This is a genomic window from Pseudomonas sp. ES1 (assembly GCF_050586605.1).
Classification (GTDB): Bacteria; Pseudomonadota; Gammaproteobacteria; order Pseudomonadales; family Pseudomonadaceae; genus Aquipseudomonas; species Aquipseudomonas sichuanensis.
On sequence record NZ_JBOBDM010000034.1, the window covers coordinates 46,144 to 61,858 of the forward strand.

Consider the following 15,715-nt stretch of genomic DNA (forward strand, 5'->3'; position numbering starts at 1 on the left):
CATGCTCGAAACCCCTGAAACCGATATCGCCGTGGTCGGCGCCGGCATCGTCGGCGTCGCCTGTGCCTTGCAACTGGCCCGCCAGGGCAAGCGGGTGTTGCTGATCGACCGCCAGGCCCCCGGCCATGGCGCGTCCTGGGGCAATGCCGGGCACCTGGCCACCGAGCAAGTGTTCCCCATCGCCGACCTGTCGATCCTCAAGCGCCTGCCGGCCATGCTGCTGGACCCGATGGGCCCGCTGCGCCTGGACTGGAAGTACCTGCCCAGGGCGTTGCCCTGGTTCACCCGGCTGCTGCTCAACCTGCGCCCGGCCCCTTTCCAGCGCAGCGTGGCCGGCCTGCGCGCGCTCAACGAGGCCAGCCTGGGCGCCTGGCAGCGTTTGCTGGGCTCGATCGGGCGCGCTGACCTGCTGCATGAGGATGGCTCGCTGCTGGTATTCGAACGCGCCGAATCGCGCCCGGTACTGCAGGCTTTGCGCGCACGCCTGCAGCAGCAGGCGGTGCCGGTGGACTACTGGTCGGCGCAGGCCGTACACGCCGCAGCTCCTCAGTTGAGCCCGTCGCTTCAGGGCGGCCTGTTCTTCCCGCGTACCGGGCATTTCGTCGACCCGTATCGGGTGGTCGGCGCGCTGTTCGACGCCGCCCAAGCAGCCGGTGTGCGGTTTGCCAGGCGCCAGGTAAGCGGTGGCCGGCTGCACACCGGTGGGGTCACCCTGCACAGTGACCAGGGCGAACTGCAGGCCCGCCAGGTACTGATCGCCTGCGGTGCGCATTCGGCAAAGCTGGTGCACAGCTTGACCGGCAAACGCGTCCCGCTGGACACCGAGCGCGGCTACCACCTGATGCTGCCCAACGAGCAGCAGCGGCTGCCGTTCGCGGTCACCTCGCTGGAGCGCAAGTTCATCATGACGCCCATGGCCGGTGGCTTGCGCCTGGCCGGCACGGTGGAGTTCGCCGGGCTCGATGCCGCACCGAGCATGCAGCGGGCGTGGCAGTTGCATCGGTTGAGCAAGGGGTTGTTCCGGCGCGAGCTGGATGCCGAGGGGGCGACGCCGTGGATGGGGTTCAGGCCGTCGTTGCCGGATTCGCTGCCGGTGATTGATCGGGTAGCGGACGGCAAGGTGTTGCTGGCGTTCGGGCACCAGCACTTGGGGCTGACCCAGGCGGCGGTGACGGCGCAGTGGGTGGGGCAGTTGACTGAAGGTTTGCGGATTCCCGAGGCTTACCGGTTGGATCGGTTTTGATAGCGGGGGCCGCTGCGCGCCCCTTCGCGGGTAAACCCGCTCCCACAGATTCTGCGCCGATCTGAAAGGCAGCTCAGATCCTGTGGGAGCGGGTTTACCCGCGAAGGGCTGCGCAGCAGCCCCCATTCACTCAGCGATAACGCTCAAGCCAGTGTGCGTAAGGCGCAGGCAGCGTCCACGAGGCCTTGTCCACGCCCAGCGCCTTGGCCGCGAAATACGGCCAGTGCGGATCAGCCAGGTGCGCACGCCCCACCGAGACCAGGTCCAACTGGTTGGCTTGCAGCGCCCCTTCGGCCAGCTCCGGCGTACCGAAGCCCCACGCCGAAGTTACCGGCAGCTTCGCTTCCCGGCGTACACGCTCGGCAATCGGCCCCATGAAGGCCGGGCCCCACGGAATGTTGGTCTCGGGAATGGTGAAGCCGACGCTGACGCTCAGCAGGTCCAGGCCACCGGCCTTGAAACGCCGCGCCAGTTCGATGGACTCCTGCAGGGTCTGCTCGTCACGCCCGTCGTATTCCAGCACACCAAAGCGCGCCGTCAGCGGCAGGTGCTCCGGCCACACTTCACGCACGGCCGCCAGGGTTTCCAACAGGAAGCGGCTGCGGTTGTCGAAACTGCCGCCATAGGCGTCGGTACGCTGGTTGGAATGCTCGGAGAAGAAGCTCTGCCCCAGGTAGCCGTGGGCGAAATGCAGCTCGATCCACTCGAAACCGGCCTCACGGGCACGGCGGGCGCCGTCGACGAAGTCCTGCTTGACCCGGGCGATGTCTTCAAGGGTCATGGCCTTTGGCACTTTCGGCAGGTGGGCGCCGAAAGCGATGGCCGATGGGGCGATGGTGTCCCAGCCGCGAGCGTCGTCGGCGGCGATATGGTCGTCACCTTCCCATGGGCGGTTGGCGCTGGCCTTGCGCCCGGCGTGGGCGATCTGGATGCCCGGCACCGAGCCTGCGGCCTTGATCGCCTGCACCACCGGCACGAAGGCCTGGGCGTGGGCATCGCTCCAGATACCGGCGCAGCCAGGGGTGATGCGGCCTTCCGGCGACACGGCAGTGGCTTCGACCACCACCAGGCCGGCACCGCCCCGGGCCAGGCCGGCCAGGTGGACGTGATGCCAGTCGTTGATCATGCCGTCCTCGGCCATGTACTGACACATCGGCGGGATGGCGATGCGGTTGCGCAGGGTGACGTCCTTGAGGGTATAGGGTTCGAACAGGGCGGACATGTGGTTACTCCGGGGGTGAGTTAACTTACGATTGTTCGATCATATTCGAACTATGGCAATTTGTGAAACCCCCGTTATCATGTCGGCCATGCGAACCTATACCCACCCCTCCCCCGACAACCTCACCCTGGAGCGCCTGCTCTACGCCCTGAGCGACCCTGTGCGCATGGAAATCGTCCGCCACCTGGCCGGTGTGGCCGAGGCCAGCTGCGGCGAACTGGATGGCGGGCGGCCGAAGTCGAGCATGTCCCATCACTTTCGCGTGTTGCGTGAGGCGGGGCTGGTGTTTACCCGCAATGTGGGGACCACGCACATGAATTCGCTGCGCAGCGATGAGCTCGAGGGGCGCTTCCCCGGGCTGCTGGGCAGCATTCTCGGGCAGCGCTGACAGGCGACGGGCCCATCGACGCGTATTTCGCCACGTCCTGAGTCATCACGGCAGGCCCCATCGCTGGCAAGCCAGCTCCCACCCCGACCGCGTGCGCTGCACCTGTGGGAGCCGGCTTGCCGGCGATGGGCCGCAAAGCGGCCCCATATTGCAGACACAAAAAAACCACGAGGCCGCCTGGGGCGACACTCGTGGTTGGTGTTGCCGGGTTTCCCCGGCAAGCAGCAGGGCCTTACAGGGCCATGTCGTTAGCAGGCTTGCTCTCGACCGCTGCGGCTGGCGCAACGCTGGTGCCGACGCTCTGGTCGATCACTGGCGGCTTCTCCAGCTGCAGTACTTCGGCGGTGTAGTTCCACTCTTTCTGGGTGGCCGCTGCCGAATCGTTCAGCTTGGTACCGTAGCTCGGGACGATCTCCTTGATCTTGGCCTGCCACTCAGGGGTAGCCACCTTTTCCTTGAACACGGTCTGCAGCACGTTGAGCATGATCGGCGCGGCAGTCGATGCACCTGGGGAGGCGCCCAGCAGGCCGGCGATGGTGCGGTCTTCGGAGGCAACCACTTCGGTGCCCAGCTTCAGCACGCCGCCCTTCTCTTCGTCACGCTTGATGATCTGCACGCGCTGACCGGCCTGCCACAGGCGCCAGTCTTCTTTCTTGGCGTTCGGGAAGTAGGTGCGCAGGGCTTCGAAGCGGTCATCATCCGACAGCATCAGCTGGCCGGCGAGGTACTCGACCAGAGGGTACTGTTCGATACCGACCTTGGTCATCGGCCACACGTTGTGCATCGTGGTGCTGCCCAGCAGGTCCAGGTACGAGCCGTTCTTCAGGAACTTGGTCGAGAAGGTGGCGAATGGCCCGAACAGGATGACGCGCTTGCCGTCCAGAACGCGGGTGTCCAGGTGCGGTACCGACATGGGTGGCGCGCCGGTCGAAGCGATGCCGTAGGCCTTGGCCATGTGCTGCATGGCAACGGTCGGGTTCTCGGTCACCAGGAACGAACCGCCCACCGGGAAGCCTGCGTATTCCTTGGCTTCCGGGATGCCCGACTTCTGCAGCAGCTTCAGCGCGCCGCCGCCGGCACCGATGAACAGGAACTTGGCGTCGGTAGCCGATTCGGTACCGTCCTTGAGGTTCTTGTACTCGACGTGCCAGGAGCCGTCCGCATTGCGGGTGATGTCCTGCACTTCGGTGGACAGCTTGAGGTCGAAATTCTCTTTGGTCTTCAGGTGGCCAACGAACTGGCGGGTGATCTCGCCGAAGTTGACGTCGGTGCCGATCGGCGTCCAGGTCACGGCTAGCTTCTGGTTCGGGTCACGCCCTTCCATCATCAGCGGGACCCACTTGGCGATCTGCGCGTGGTCTTCGGAGTACTGCATCGGGCGGAACAGCGGGCTGGTCTGCAGCGCGTCGTAACGCTTCTTGAGGAACTTGATGTTGTCATCGCCCCAGACGAAGCTCATGTGCGGGGTGGTGTTGATGAACGAGTGCGGGTTCTTCAGTACGCCCTGACGCACCTGCCAGGCCCAGAACTGGCGGGAGATCTGGAACGACTCGTTGATCTCGATGGCCTTGGTGATGTTGACGTTGCCGTCTTTGTCTTCCGGGGTGTAGTTCAGCTCGGCCAGCGCGGAGTGGCCAGTACCGGCGTTGTTCCAGCCGTTGGAGCTTTCTTCGGCGACGCCGTCCAGGCGCTCGACCATTTCCATCGACCAGCTCGGCTCCAGCTCGTTGAGCCAGACTGCCAGGGTGGAGCTCATGATGCCGCCGCCAACCAGCAGCACGTCAACTTTTTTGGTCTCGGCCGCGTGCGCTTGCATGAAGCTCGCTGCAACAGCCAGACCCAGCAAGGTCTTGCCAGCTTTCTTGAACATTGATCAATTCCAGTGTGTAGAACGGAGGGTGGGCCTGTGGCTGGCCCTGGTGTTCCATGTTCTTCAGCGCAGGCTTGTTGTGATCATTGTTCAGCAGCCAGAGAGCATTGGACGCGCCAGCCTTTGGTCGGATTGACCGGCAGGGCTGAAACGATTTACGGATTGTATCTGAATTGCCAGCACAAACAAATTGCGGGGCAACCCGCAAGGCGGTGGGTTGTCACGCGACAAGGTGCCACGCCCCAGTGGCCAGTGGCGGACGGTAAAAACAAAAACCCCCGGCCACATCCATGGCCGGGGGTCTTGGATCAGGTCGCAAACGACCCGATCGGGGTGCAACCAAGATTACTGCTGAGGCAGTTTGTCGATCGCGCCGCAGCCGCCGATGATCTTGGAGATGGAAACCGATGGGTGGAACAGGTAGTCGTACGAGCAGTTCTTAGGCTGGTTGTAGACTTGGCCGGTGCAGCCGGACAGCAGGGCAACGCCCGAAACGAGAGCAACGGCAACAGTAGCTTTGATCAGCTTTTTCATAAAAAATCCTTTAGTCCATGATCCGCCATCATTCTGATGGCCGCCGGATGATACGGGAAAAGTTGCCCGAGTAGAAGCCAGATAGTGCATTCGTAATAACTGCCCTGCTCCCAGCAAGTTTTCGGCAGCGACTAACTCATGTTCAAGCAGCGCATTATTGCGGACGCACAGCGCACTGCATGTAATGAATTCAGTACTTGTTGGAATGAACTCGAGCATGCTCTGCCGATGATTTAGCGATAATCGGTAAAGACCTGAAGGCCCTGGGTAAAACAAGGTAAATGCTCTACCGATTGTGCTGCACTCCACCTGCCCCCAATGAAAGATAAGCCCGCACAACCGCCAGTCGTACGGGCCTTCGATCACCTGATCAGAGCTTGAACTGCCCCACCAACGTTTGCAGTTCTGCCCCCAGGCGGGCCAACTTGACGCTGGACGCCGCTGTTTCCTCGCTGGCCGCCGCAGTCTGTTCCGAAACCTCGCGCACATTGAGCACGCTGCGATTGATTTCCTCGGCCACAGCGCTTTGCTGCTCCGAAGCGGTGGCAATTTGCAGGTTCATCGATTCGATGGTGGCCACCGAACGGCTGATACTCATCAATGAAGTGCCCGCTCGGCGCGTCAACTCTACGCTGTTGCTGGTCAGTTCGCGGCTGCGCTCCAGAATATCACCCACTTGCTGCGTACCACGGTGCAGGCCGCCAATCAGCCCTTCGATTTCTTCGGTGGAAGTCTGAGTGCGTTGCGCCAGGCTGCGAACTTCATCGGCGACTACCGCAAAACCACGGCCGGCCTCACCGGCACGTGCGGCTTCGATGGCTGCGTTCAAGGCCAGCAGGTTGGTCTGCTGGGCGACCGACTTGATCACATCCAGCACCGTGCCGATCTTGTCGCTCTCACGCTTGAGTTCGGCCATGGCTTGCGTCGAGTGCCCCACCTCGGAGTCCAGGTGGGTAATCTGCTCGATGGCCTGATTGACCACCACGTCACTTTCGCGCGCCTCCTGGCTGGCATTGACCGCCGCAGTCGATGCCTGCTCGGCACTGCGCGCCACATCCTGTACGGTCGAGGCCATCTGGTTCATGGCCGTCGCCACCTGATCGGTCTCGACCTTCTGGCTGCTGACCCCTGCGCTGGTCTGCTCGGTCACGGTGGACAATTCCTCGGCTGCACTGGCGATCTGCACCACACCGTCACGCAATCCACCGATAAGACCACGCAGATTCAGGGTCATGCGCTGCATGCTGGCTTGCAGTTCACCCAGCTCATCTCGTCGGGATACCTGGATATCCTGGCTCAAATTGCCATTGGCGACCCGCTCGACGCTCTGCAGCACCTCTTTCAAAGGCACGACGATCAGGCGGGTGATCGACCAGGCGGCCAGCACTCCGAGCATCAGCGCCAGCACAGCCGCGACGATCAACCGCTGGATGAAAGACTGCACTTCGTTGTCACGCTTGCTCGACTGGCTGTCCGATAACTGCCCGAACGCCTCGAGCAGGCTCTTCAGGTTGGCCTCCAGGGCATCGAGGGCCTGGGCCGCCTGGGCATCGTTGTGCCCGTCGATGGCGCGGGCATAGTCCTGGAAATGGGCGCGGTAAAGTTCGACGGCGCTACTTGCCTGCTTGGTCCAGCGCAAGTCGTTCGGATCGCTGAGCAGTTTGGCGAGCGTATCCACCCGAAGATTGAGTTCATCGAGCGCCTTGACCAAGAGCGTTGCTTGCGCGGCACCAGGAGAGACTGTGTAGTTCAGGCGTGCAATGCGAACCTCGCGTGCCTCTTCATTGACCTTGGCGATACTGCTGAGTTTGGCACTGCGCTCGCCCAGCCCCCTCAACCCTCCCCAACCAATGCCCGCGATAATGATGGTCAGCAATAAAACCAGTGCAAAGCCCAAGGTCAGTTTCGACCTCACACTCATATCGGCCAGCACCTTCACACTTGCATCGAACATCTGCACAGCCCTTATATCTATGTTCTTCAGACAACCATCGCCGGGTAATACCCGCAGCGGTTGCATGAGGTAGGGAATGCCGTCAGGTCCAACAGAAGTGACGGCGCAAGAGAAATAGAGCAAGGCCTGTACATGATGAATGCGCGCAATTCATGCGCCCTCGCAAACACAAAGGGAAAGCCTGAGCGGATTCGAAGGATTGAAACGACGCAACTCATAGCACTAAGCCATCATTCGCGGAGGAATATACATCTGAGAGGAATTTTCGACAACATAACACCATGCTATATGTGACCAATAGCACGCTTAGATTGTGAACAATATTAAGCTGGCGTCCGCCATCTCGCTGATGTGCCACCGCGCTTCCCAGGCAAACCGCGTACTAGCTGGCTGAGCGAGGGGCTGTCGTCGAAGCATGGCGAAGGGAGGCTGTGCTGACGGTGCCCGGAAACGACGAAGCCCCCGAAAACTCAACGTTTTCGGGGGCTTCGACTACTTCGCGTATGGCGGAGAGATAGGGATTTGAACCCTAGGTACTGTTGCCAGTACAACGGATTTCGAATCCGTCCCGTTCGACCACTCCGGCATCTCTCCAATGGCGCGCATCATACCAGCGATTTAGATTCTGGCAAACCTTTTTTTGAAAAAAAATCGCGTGGTATCAGACGCTTGCGTGAACGAGCCGGTTACAGCGGCACGCCCAGGCGTTTTGCAACTTCTTCGTAGGCTTCGATCACATCACCCAGGCCCTGGCGGAAGCGGTCCTTGTCCATCTTCTTGCGGGTCTCTTTGTCCCACAGGCGGCAGCCGTCCGGGCTGAACTCGTCGCCCAGGACGATCTGGCCGTGGAACACGCCGAACTCCAGCTTGAAATCGACCAGCAGCAGGCCTGCGTCATCGAACAGCTTGGTCAGCACTTCGTTGACCTTCAACGACAGCTTCTTCATCTCGACCAGTTGCTCGGCGGTGCCCCAGCCGAACGCGACAACGTGGGATTCGTTGATGAAGGGGTCGCCCTTCTCGTCGTTCTTGAGGAACAGTTCGAAGGTGGACGGCTCGAGCTTGATGCCCTCCTCCACGCCCAGGCGCTTGACCAGGCTGCCGGCGGCGTAGTTGCGCACCACGCACTCGACCGGGATCATGTCGAGCTTCTTGACCAGGCACTCGTTATCACCCAGCAGTTTGTCGAACTGAGTCGGCACGCCGGCTTCTTCGAGCTTCTGCATGATGAAGGCGTTGAACTTGTTGTTCACCATGCCTTTACGGTCGAGCTGCTCGATGCGCTTGCCGTCGAACGCCGAAGTGTCGTTACGGAACAGCAGGATCAAGCGATCGGCGTCATCGGTCTTGTAAACCGATTTGGCCTTGCCACGGTAGAGTTCTTCGCGTTTTTCCATGATGGGCTCCGCTTGCTTGAGTAGGTGGGCTAGGCGATCAGGCGCCAGTCGAGCCCATGGTCTTGATTAGCCACCTGGAGCCAGTCCGGGTCGCACCCGAGGGCGTCGACGAAGCACTGGCGGGCCAGGTGTGGCTGGTTGTTCTTGCTGCTGAGGTGGGCCAGCACCAGGTGCTGAAGGTTCTGCCAGCCCAACTCGGCCACCAGGCTTGCGGCCTGGTGGTTGTTCAGATGTCCTTGGCTGCCGCCGACCCGTCGCTTGAGGAACTGCGGGTAGTGCCCGCGTGCCAGCAGGTCACGGCAGTGGTTGGCCTCGATCAGCAGGGCGTCGAGGGCCTGGTAACGCTCCAGCAGGTACATGTCGTAACTGCCAAGGTCGGTCAGCATGCCGAAGCGCCGGCGACCATCGCTGATCACGTACTGCAGTGGCTCGTAGGCATCATGCTCGACCCGTGCGGCGCTGACCTGCAGATCGCCGACCTGCAGTGTATCGCCACAGCTGAGAAACCCCGCTACCTCCACCGGCTTGCGCAGGCCACGCAATGTGCCCTGGCTCATGTAGACCGGTACATTGTAGCGGCGCGCCAGCAAACCCACCCCATGCACATGGTCGGCATGTTCGTGGGTGACCAGTACCGCGCTCAGTTGCGTGGCCGACACCCCGAGCAGCGCCAGGCGCCGCTCGGTTTCCCGTAGCGAGAAGCCGCAATCGACCAGAATGAGCGTGTCACCACTGGCGATCAGCGTGCCGTTTCCCTGGCTACCGCTTCCAAGAACCGCGAAACGCACTTAGCCCAGACGGTCCTGGATTGCGCTCAGCACGCGGCGGGCCACATCGGCCGGGGCCACGGTATTGATGTTCTTCTCGACGGTGACCTGGACGTTATCACCGACCTTGCTCAGGCGTACCTGATAACGCTCGGCACGGGCCTCACGCTCTTCCTTGCTCGGTTCGCTGCCGAACAGACGGCTGAGGAAGCCAGGTTCCTTGTGCTTGTCGTCCGGTTTTTCCGAGAGGTTGATGTAGTACAGGCCCAGGCTGCGGTTGATGTCCTCGACGCGCCACTCGCCCTGCTCCAGGGCACGGCCCACGCCGGACCAGGCACGGTCGAGGTCGGAGCCCAGGTACAGCACCGGGTTGCCGCTGCCGTCCTCGCTGAGGCTGACCTGGCTCGGTGCATCAAAATCACGCGCGGCCAGCAGCGACACCGAACCGCCCTTCTCGGCGTTGCGGTTCATGCTGGCGAGCATCTCGTCGACCAGCAGCGCGTCGGCGCCAGTATTGCTCGAAGTGGACGGGAACTCGGGCTCGGCAGTGCTGCCTGCCGGGCGCTCGACGCTGACTACATACACTTCCGAAGTGTTGCGCTGCACGCCCGGTTCCATGCGCACCCGCACCCGAACTTCGCTGTCGGGGCTGCTGGAGGCGCTGGCCAGACGCTGGCCGAGCGACGCGGAGAGCTCGTCGAAACGCTGCCAGCTGGTGCTGAACTCACCGGTCTGCGGGCGCTCTTCGGCAATGCGGAAGCCGTTGTCTTCGAAGAACTGGTGGGTCACCGGCCAGACTTCGGCCGGCGAGCGCTGGGCCAGCACCCAGCGGCTGCTGCCACTGCGCTGCAGGCTGAAATCGCTGATGTCGGCGCTAGCCGACAGCGGTTGCGGGCGCGGCACTTCGAACTCGCCGGTGGCGCGATCGTCGGCAACGTTGCGCGGGATCGGCAGCAGCGGGTCCATGCGTTTGACGTTGCTGGCGTCCGGCGGCAGCTGCATCGGCGCGGTGGGCTGCGCCTGCAGGTAATCGCTGCCGCGGTCGCGGAAATAGCCATCCTCGCCCCACAGCCAGCCACAACCGCTGGTGCTGGAGATGATCAGGGCAAGGGTGGAAAGACCAGCCAGTCGCTTCATGCGGTGTACTTCCTCGATTAAACCAGTACGCCGGACTGGCGCAAGGCAGTACGGACTTTTTCGTGACAGCTGTCGCTCAGCCAGGTCAGCGGCAGGCGGATACCTTTGTGCATCAGGCCCATTTCAACGAGCGCCCACTTCACCGGGATCGGGTTGGCTTCGCAGAACAGGTCTTTGTGCAGCGGCATGAGTTTTTCGTTGATCGCGCGGGCCTTCTCGGCATTGCCCTCAAGGGCGGCCTCGCACAGGTCGGCCATTTCGCGCGGGGCGACGTTGGCGGTAACGGAGATGTTGCCCTTGCCGCCCATCAGGATCAGTTCGACGGCAGTCGGATCGTCGCCGGACAGGACGACGAAGTCCTTGCTGACGCCATCCAGAATCTGCTTGGCACGCACCAGGTCGCCCGTGGCCTCCTTGATACCGATGATGTTCGGCACGGTCGACAGGCGGATCACGGTCTCGGCCTGCATGTCGCAGGAGGTGCGGCCGGGTACGTTGTAGAGGATCTGCGGGATGTCGACGGCTTCGGCGATGTGCTTGAAGTGCTGGTACAGGCCTTCCTGGGTCGGCTTGTTGTAGTACGGGACTACCAGCAGGCAGGCATCGGCGCCGGCGTTCTTGGCGTTCTGCGTGAGATGAACGGCTTCGGCAGTGGAGTTGGCACCGGTGCCGGCGATGACCGGGATGCGCTTCTTGCTGTGCTTTACACGCTCGACCACGTGCTTGATGACCAGGATGTGTTCTTCTACATCCAGGGTGGCCGACTCACCGGTGGTGCCGACAGCGACGATCGCGTGGGTGCCATTTTCCAGGTGGAAGTCTACAAGTTTGTCGAGGCTGCCCCAATCAAGACGCCCTTGTGCATCCATGGGTGTGACCAATGCCACCATACTGCCCGCAATCATGTAACTGCTCCTGCCGGAAAAAGAGAGCGGTAATGGTACTGGGGGCATCGGCCTTGCACAAGCGAAGCAGGCGGGCGGAGCATTCCCCTTCGCGCCGCTTTTCGCTACCCTTGATCCTTTGATCGGTACAGCGCGGCCCGCCGGGCCGTCGACAGTGCTCCCGGCCTGTGTTCATCGCCATGAAACCGTGGCCGTGCCCCCACGCAAACAGCAGGCTTGTCCCGTCCTGTACCGACCGCTCATCGCTTTAGGAATGCTGCATGTCCACCCCCACCGTTCGCGAACAATTCCTCGTCATCAGCGCCCTGGGCCCCAACCCGATGGAGCTGGCCAATGTTCTGAGCCGCGCAGCTTTCGAAAACCGCTGCGCGGTCGTCACCTCGCGCCTGAGCCGCCATGGCGAAACCAGCGCCCTGGTATTGCAGGTTGGCGGCAGCTGGGATGCCCTGGCGCGCCTGGAGACCACGCTGCCGGGCCTGGCCAAGAAGCACGGCCTGACCCTGGACGTGGTGCGCAGTGCCGAGCAGGAAGTGCGCCCACAGGCCCTGCCTTATGTGGCCTATGTCAGCGCCGCCTATCGCCCGGACATCATCAACGAGCTGTGCCAGTTCTTCCTCGACCACCGCGTCGAGCTGGACGCGATGACCTGCGACACCTACCTGGCCCCGCAGACCGGCAGCAGCATGCTCAATGCCCAGTTCACCGTGATCCTGCCGGCCGGCACCCAGATCAGCTGGCTGCGCGACCAGTTCCTGGACTTTGCCGACGCCCTCAACCTGGACGCGCTGATCGAACCGTGGCGCCCACAGAACCCTGTCTAAGGAAGCCCTCATGGCCGTAGCACTCGACCAACCCGTTGCCGATTTCCAGGTCCAGGCCACCAGCGGCCAGGCCGTCAGCCTCGCCCAGCTCAAGGGCCAGCAGGTGGTGCTGTACTTCTACCCCAAGGACAGCACCCCAGGCTGCACCACCGAAGGCCAGGGCTTCCGTGACCAGTACGCGGCGTTCCAGGCCGCCAATACCGTGGTATTCGGCGTATCGCGCGACGGCATCAAGTCGCACGAGAACTTCAAGGCCAAGCAAGCCTTCCCCTTCGAGCTGATCAGCGACAAGGACGAGGCGCTGTGCCAGCTGTTCGCCGTGATCAAGTTGAAGAAGCTGTATGGCAAGGAGTACCTGGGTGTCGACCGCAGCACCTTCCTGATCGACAAGGACGGTGTGCTGCGCCAGGAGTGGCGTGGAGTGAAGGTGCCGGGGCATGTGGATGCCGTGCTCGCGGCAGCCGAGGCCTTGAACAAGGCTTGAGATTGATGGGGGCGCTTTGCGCCCTATCGCGGCACAAGGCCGCTCCTACAGGACCACGCGATTTCCTGTAGGAGCGGCCTTGTGCCGCGATAGGGCTGCAAAGCAGCCCCCAGCGTTTAGAGCATCGGCGCGACCGATGCCTCCTGCCGCGGCCACGCATCCAGCACCGCCTTGAACAGCGTCGCCAGCGGGATCGCGAAGAAGATCCCCCAGAAGCCCCACAACCCGCCAAACAACAGCACCGCGCAGATGATCGCCACCGGGTGCAAACTCACCGCCTCGGAGAACAGCAGCGGCACCAGCACGTTGCCATCGAGCGCCTGGATGATCGCGTACACCGCCATCAGGTAGATGAACTGATCGCCCCAGCCCCACTGGAACAGCGCGATCAGGGTCACCGGCACGGTCACCACCACCGCCCCCACGTAAGGCACCACCACCGACAGCCCCACCAGCAGCGCCAGCAGTGCGGCGTAGTTGAGCCCCAGGCTGATGAAGGCGATATAGGTGGCGACGCCACAGATCAGGATCTCGATGCCCTTGCCGCGGATGTAGTTGGCGATCTGCCGGTTCATCTCGTCGCCCACCCGGTTGAGCAGGGCGCGCTCGCGTGGCAGGTAGCCACTGACCCAGCGGCCGATCAGTTCGCGGTCCTTGAGGAAGAAGAACACCAGGATCGGCACCAGCACCAGGTAGATCATCGCGCTGACCAGCAGCGGCAGGCTCGACAACGAGAAGGTCAGCGCCCACTGGCCGAACTTGCCGATTTCACCGCGCACCGACTCGATGGCGCGCAGCACCTGCTCGTCGGACACCAGGTGCGGGTAGCGCTCGGGCAGCAGCAGCAACAGCGACTGCCACTTGCCCAGCATGCCGGGCAGCTCATTGAACAGGGTGATCAACTGATGCCAGAGCAACGGCACCAGCACCAGCATGAACACCGCCAGGGCGCCCATGAACAGCGCGAACACCAGCCACACCGCCAGCCGTGTCGGCACCTTGAAGCGCTCCAGGGCGTTGACCAGCCCCTGTATCAGGAAAGCCAGGACCATGCCCGCCAGCACCGGCGCGAGCATCCCGCCCAACGTCAGCACCACGGTGAAGGCCAGGAACAGCAGGACCGCCAACACCACTGCCTCCTCATCGGAGAAGTAGCGCTGCATCCAGTCGCGTAGCACTTTGATCATTGCCGATCCTTGAAAGAAAACTCAGGCCTTGCGCAGCCAGTACGTATACACACCGGCCTCGGCCGTTTCGTGCAGCAGCGTATGACCGGCAAGCCGGGCAAAAGTGCGAAAGTCGCGTTGCGAGCCTGCGTCGGTGGCGATCACCTTGAGCACCGCGCCACTGGCCAGGCGATTGAGCTCCATCTTCGCCTTGAGCAGCGGCAGCGGGCAGTTCAGCCCGCTGGCGTCGAGTTCGGCGTCGCAGGTCAGGGTGTCACTCATCGGGCGCGTCTCCACAGGCAGGGCAAAAAGGGCACTAGGATACCGCCACTGGTCGGCATCGTGCGACCCGGCTACAGTAAGGCTTTTGACCGACGCGAGCTTGTGCATGAATCTACTGCGCCCCACCCTGCTGACGCTGGCCTGCCTGATGGCCCTGCCCGGCCACGCCGACGACCTGCCGTCACTGGGCGATGCCAGTTCCGCGATCGTTTCGCCACAACAGGAGCACCAGCTCGGGCGCGCCTGGCTGAGCCTGCTGCGTGGCAACGTCAACCAGCTCAACGACCCGCAACTCAAGGATTTCGTCGAGACCAGCGTGTACAAGCTGGCCGAGACCAGCCAGGTGCAGGACCGGCGCCTGGAATTCATCCTCATCGACAGCAAGGAACTCAACGCCTTCGCCGCGCCCGGCGGCATCGTCGGGGTCAACGGCGGGCTGTTCCTCAACGCCCAGACCGAAGGCGAGTACGCCTCGGTACTGGCCCACGAACTGGCGCACTTGTCGCAGCGCCACTTCGCCCGTGGCGTCGAAGCCCAGCAGCGCATGCAGCTGCCGATGATGGCGGCGCTGCTGGCGGGCATCGTGCTCGCGGCGGGGGGCGGTGGCGACGCCGGCATTGGCGTGATTGCCGGTACCCAGGCGGCGGCCATCCAGGAGCAGCGGCGCTTTTCCCGGCAGAACGAGCAGGAGGCCGACCGTATCGGCATCCAGAACCTCGAAAAAGCCGGTTACGACCCGCGCAACATGCCCAACATGTTCGAGCGCCTGGCGCGCCAGTACCGCTACGACGCCAAACCGCCGGAATTCCTCCTGACCCACCCGGTCACCGAATCCCGGGTGGCCGACACCCGCAACCGCGCCGAGCAGGCACCGGCGGGTGGCGTCGAGGACAGCCTGCGCTACCAGTTGATCCGCGCCCGCGTGCAGCTCACCTACGAAGGCACCCCGGGCCTGGCCGCCAAGCGCTTCCGCGCCCAGCTTGAAGAGAACCCGCAAATGGACGCCGCGCGCTATGGCCTGGCGCTGGCGCAGATCAAGGGCGGCCAACTCAACGAAGCGCGGGAGAGCCTCAAACCGCTGCTGGCCAAGGCGCCCAACGACATCACCTACAACCTGGCGCAGATTGACCTGGACATCACCAACAACCGCCTGGCCGACGCCCAGCAGCGCGTCCAGCGCCTGCAGGCGCTGTACCCTGGCAACTACCCGCTGAAACAGGTGCGCGCCGACCTGCTGGTCAAGCAGGGCAAGCCGGCCGAGGCGGAGAAAGTGCTGGATGATCTGGTCAAGAGCCGCCCGGACGATCCGGACGTGTGGTACGACGTTGCCGAAGTGCGCGGCCTTTCCGGCAACACCATCGGCCTGCACCGCGCCCGCGCCGAGTACTTCACCCTGGTCGGCGACTTCGATCAGGCCATCCAGCAGCTCGACTACGCCAAGCGCCGTTCGGGCAGCAACTTCCCGCTGGCCTCGCAGATCGACCAGCGCCAGCGCGAAATCATGGAGCAGCAGCGCATGGTCAAGGACATGATGGGGCGCTGATT

Annotated in this window: 15 protein-coding genes and 1 tRNA gene; 5 read left to right on the forward strand and 11 right to left on the reverse strand. The window is 63.0% G+C overall.

Annotation, left to right across the window (positions count from 1 at the left end; translation table 11 throughout):
• Nucleotide 1: 1 nt before the first annotated feature.
• Nucleotides 2-1,243 carry an FAD-dependent oxidoreductase gene (locus ACQ4N9_RS15615; protein WP_390967965.1) on the forward strand — a complete coding sequence of 414 codons (1,242 nt, stop codon included), beginning with the start codon at nucleotides 2-4 and terminating at the stop codon, nucleotides 1,241-1,243.
• A gap of 130 nt (nucleotides 1,244-1,373) precedes the next feature.
• Here the strand turns inward: ACQ4N9_RS15615 and xenA are convergent, their stop codons facing one another.
• Complete coding sequence (gene xenA / locus ACQ4N9_RS15620; protein ID WP_390967966.1) at nucleotides 1,374-2,465, reverse strand: xenobiotic reductase XenA; 1,092 nt, start codon at nucleotides 2,463-2,465, stop codon at nucleotides 1,374-1,376.
• A 52-nt stretch (nucleotides 2,466-2,517) separates the two neighbouring features.
• Between xenA and ACQ4N9_RS15625 the strand changes: the two genes are divergently transcribed.
• Nucleotides 2,518-2,853 carry an ArsR/SmtB family transcription factor gene (locus ACQ4N9_RS15625; RefSeq protein ID WP_125859639.1) on the forward strand — a complete coding sequence of 112 codons (336 nt, stop codon included), beginning with the start codon at nucleotides 2,518-2,520 and terminating at the stop codon, nucleotides 2,851-2,853.
• A 232-nt stretch (nucleotides 2,854-3,085) separates the two neighbouring features.
• Here ACQ4N9_RS15625 and mqo read toward each other — a convergent pair whose 3' ends face one another.
• The 8 genes from mqo to dapA all read right to left on the reverse strand — a co-directional run bounded on the left by mqo (nucleotide 3,086) and on the right by dapA (nucleotide 11,417).
• Nucleotides 3,086-4,723 carry a malate dehydrogenase (quinone) gene (gene mqo, locus ACQ4N9_RS15630; protein ID WP_125465125.1) on the reverse strand — a complete coding sequence of 546 codons (1,638 nt, stop codon included), beginning with the start codon at nucleotides 4,721-4,723 and terminating at the stop codon, nucleotides 3,086-3,088.
• Nucleotides 4,724-5,068: 345 nt separating this feature from the next.
• Nucleotides 5,069-5,257 carry a YhfL family protein gene (locus ACQ4N9_RS15635; RefSeq protein WP_110992320.1) on the reverse strand — a complete coding sequence of 63 codons (189 nt, stop codon included), beginning with the start codon at nucleotides 5,255-5,257 and terminating at the stop codon, nucleotides 5,069-5,071.
• Between the two features lie 370 nt (nucleotides 5,258-5,627).
• Nucleotides 5,628-7,211: a methyl-accepting chemotaxis protein gene (locus ACQ4N9_RS15640; RefSeq protein WP_390967967.1), complete on the reverse strand. Its 1,584-nt coding sequence runs from the start codon at nucleotides 7,209-7,211 to the stop codon at nucleotides 5,628-5,630.
• A 504-nt stretch (nucleotides 7,212-7,715) separates the two neighbouring features.
• Nucleotides 7,716-7,805, reverse strand: a tRNA-Ser gene (locus ACQ4N9_RS15645).
• A 92-nt stretch (nucleotides 7,806-7,897) separates the two neighbouring features.
• Entirely contained in the window at nucleotides 7,898-8,608 is a 711-nt protein-coding gene (purC, locus tag ACQ4N9_RS15650) for a phosphoribosylaminoimidazolesuccinocarboxamide synthase (RefSeq protein ID WP_103444794.1), read from the reverse strand.
• Between the two features lie 29 nt (nucleotides 8,609-8,637).
• On the reverse strand, nucleotides 8,638-9,396 hold the full coding sequence (locus ACQ4N9_RS15655; protein ID WP_347148577.1) for an MBL fold metallo-hydrolase: 759 nt from the start codon (nucleotides 9,394-9,396) through the stop codon (nucleotides 8,638-8,640).
• Nucleotides 9,397-10,512 (reverse strand): outer membrane protein assembly factor BamC, encoded by a 1,116-nt coding sequence (gene bamC / locus ACQ4N9_RS15660; protein ID WP_390967968.1) that lies wholly within the window; start codon nucleotides 10,510-10,512, stop codon nucleotides 9,397-9,399.
• Nucleotides 10,513-10,529: 17 nt separating this feature from the next.
• Nucleotides 10,530-11,417 carry a 4-hydroxy-tetrahydrodipicolinate synthase gene (gene dapA / locus ACQ4N9_RS15665; RefSeq protein WP_390967969.1) on the reverse strand — a complete coding sequence of 296 codons (888 nt, stop codon included), beginning with the start codon at nucleotides 11,415-11,417 and terminating at the stop codon, nucleotides 10,530-10,532.
• 260 nt (nucleotides 11,418-11,677) lie between these two features.
• On the opposite strand from dapA, the gene ACQ4N9_RS15670 reads away from it, so the two are divergent.
• Both ACQ4N9_RS15670 and ACQ4N9_RS15675 read left to right on the forward strand, forming a co-directional pair.
• Nucleotides 11,678-12,238: a glycine cleavage system protein R gene (locus ACQ4N9_RS15670; RefSeq protein ID WP_110992325.1), complete on the forward strand. Its 561-nt coding sequence runs from the start codon at nucleotides 11,678-11,680 to the stop codon at nucleotides 12,236-12,238.
• 10 nt (nucleotides 12,239-12,248) lie between these two features.
• Nucleotides 12,249-12,722: a peroxiredoxin gene (locus ACQ4N9_RS15675; RefSeq protein ID WP_390967970.1), complete on the forward strand. Its 474-nt coding sequence runs from the start codon at nucleotides 12,249-12,251 to the stop codon at nucleotides 12,720-12,722.
• A 116-nt stretch (nucleotides 12,723-12,838) separates the two neighbouring features.
• On the opposite strand, the gene ACQ4N9_RS15680 is transcribed toward ACQ4N9_RS15675, so the two are convergent.
• Both ACQ4N9_RS15680 and ACQ4N9_RS15685 read right to left on the reverse strand, forming a co-directional pair.
• Nucleotides 12,839-13,909, reverse strand: a complete 1,071-nt coding sequence (locus ACQ4N9_RS15680; protein WP_430933227.1) for an AI-2E family transporter — start codon at nucleotides 13,907-13,909, stop codon at nucleotides 12,839-12,841.
• A 21-nt stretch (nucleotides 13,910-13,930) separates the two neighbouring features.
• Entirely contained in the window at nucleotides 13,931-14,170 is a 240-nt protein-coding gene (locus ACQ4N9_RS15685) for a sulfurtransferase TusA family protein (protein ID WP_110992328.1), read from the reverse strand.
• Nucleotides 14,171-14,276: 106 nt separating this feature from the next.
• Between ACQ4N9_RS15685 and ACQ4N9_RS15690 the strand changes: the two genes are divergently transcribed.
• Complete coding sequence (locus tag ACQ4N9_RS15690; protein ID WP_323830195.1) at nucleotides 14,277-15,713, forward strand: M48 family metalloprotease; 1,437 nt, start codon at nucleotides 14,277-14,279, stop codon at nucleotides 15,711-15,713.
• Nucleotides 15,714-15,715: the final 2 nt, after the last annotated feature.

What these genes read in the sequence shown, in the direction of transcription:
- ACQ4N9_RS15615 (WP_390967965.1), top strand. Translation starts at nt 2, where the DNA reads ATGCTCGAAACCCCTGAAACCGATATCGCCGTGGTCGGCGCCGGCATC.
- xenA (WP_390967966.1), bottom strand. Translation starts at nt 2,465, where the DNA reads ATGTCCGCCCTGTTCGAACCCTATACCCTCAAGGACGTCACCCTGCGC.
- ACQ4N9_RS15625 (WP_125859639.1), top strand. Translation starts at nt 2,518, where the DNA reads ATGGCAATTTGTGAAACCCCCGTTATCATGTCGGCCATGCGAACCTAT.
- mqo (WP_125465125.1), bottom strand. Translation starts at nt 4,723, where the DNA reads ATGTTCAAGAAAGCTGGCAAGACCTTGCTGGGTCTGGCTGTTGCAGCG.
- ACQ4N9_RS15635 (WP_110992320.1), bottom strand. Translation starts at nt 5,257, where the DNA reads ATGAAAAAGCTGATCAAAGCTACTGTTGCCGTTGCTCTCGTTTCGGGC.
- ACQ4N9_RS15640 (WP_390967967.1), bottom strand. Translation starts at nt 7,211, where the DNA reads ATGTTCGATGCAAGTGTGAAGGTGCTGGCCGATATGAGTGTGAGGTCG.
- purC (WP_103444794.1), bottom strand. Translation starts at nt 8,608, where the DNA reads ATGGAAAAACGCGAAGAACTCTACCGTGGCAAGGCCAAATCGGTTTAC.
- bamC (WP_390967968.1), bottom strand. Translation starts at nt 10,512, where the DNA reads ATGAAGCGACTGGCTGGTCTTTCCACCCTTGCCCTGATCATCTCCAGC.
- dapA (WP_390967969.1), bottom strand. Translation starts at nt 11,417, where the DNA reads ATGATTGCGGGCAGTATGGTGGCATTGGTCACACCCATGGATGCACAA.
- ACQ4N9_RS15670 (WP_110992325.1), top strand. Translation starts at nt 11,678, where the DNA reads ATGTCCACCCCCACCGTTCGCGAACAATTCCTCGTCATCAGCGCCCTG.
- ACQ4N9_RS15675 (WP_390967970.1), top strand. Translation starts at nt 12,249, where the DNA reads ATGGCCGTAGCACTCGACCAACCCGTTGCCGATTTCCAGGTCCAGGCC.
- ACQ4N9_RS15680 (WP_430933227.1), bottom strand. Translation starts at nt 13,909, where the DNA reads ATGATCAAAGTGCTACGCGACTGGATGCAGCGCTACTTCTCCGATGAG.
- ACQ4N9_RS15685 (WP_110992328.1), bottom strand. Translation starts at nt 14,170, where the DNA reads ATGAGTGACACCCTGACCTGCGACGCCGAACTCGACGCCAGCGGGCTG.
- ACQ4N9_RS15690 (WP_323830195.1), top strand. Translation starts at nt 14,277, where the DNA reads ATGAATCTACTGCGCCCCACCCTGCTGACGCTGGCCTGCCTGATGGCC.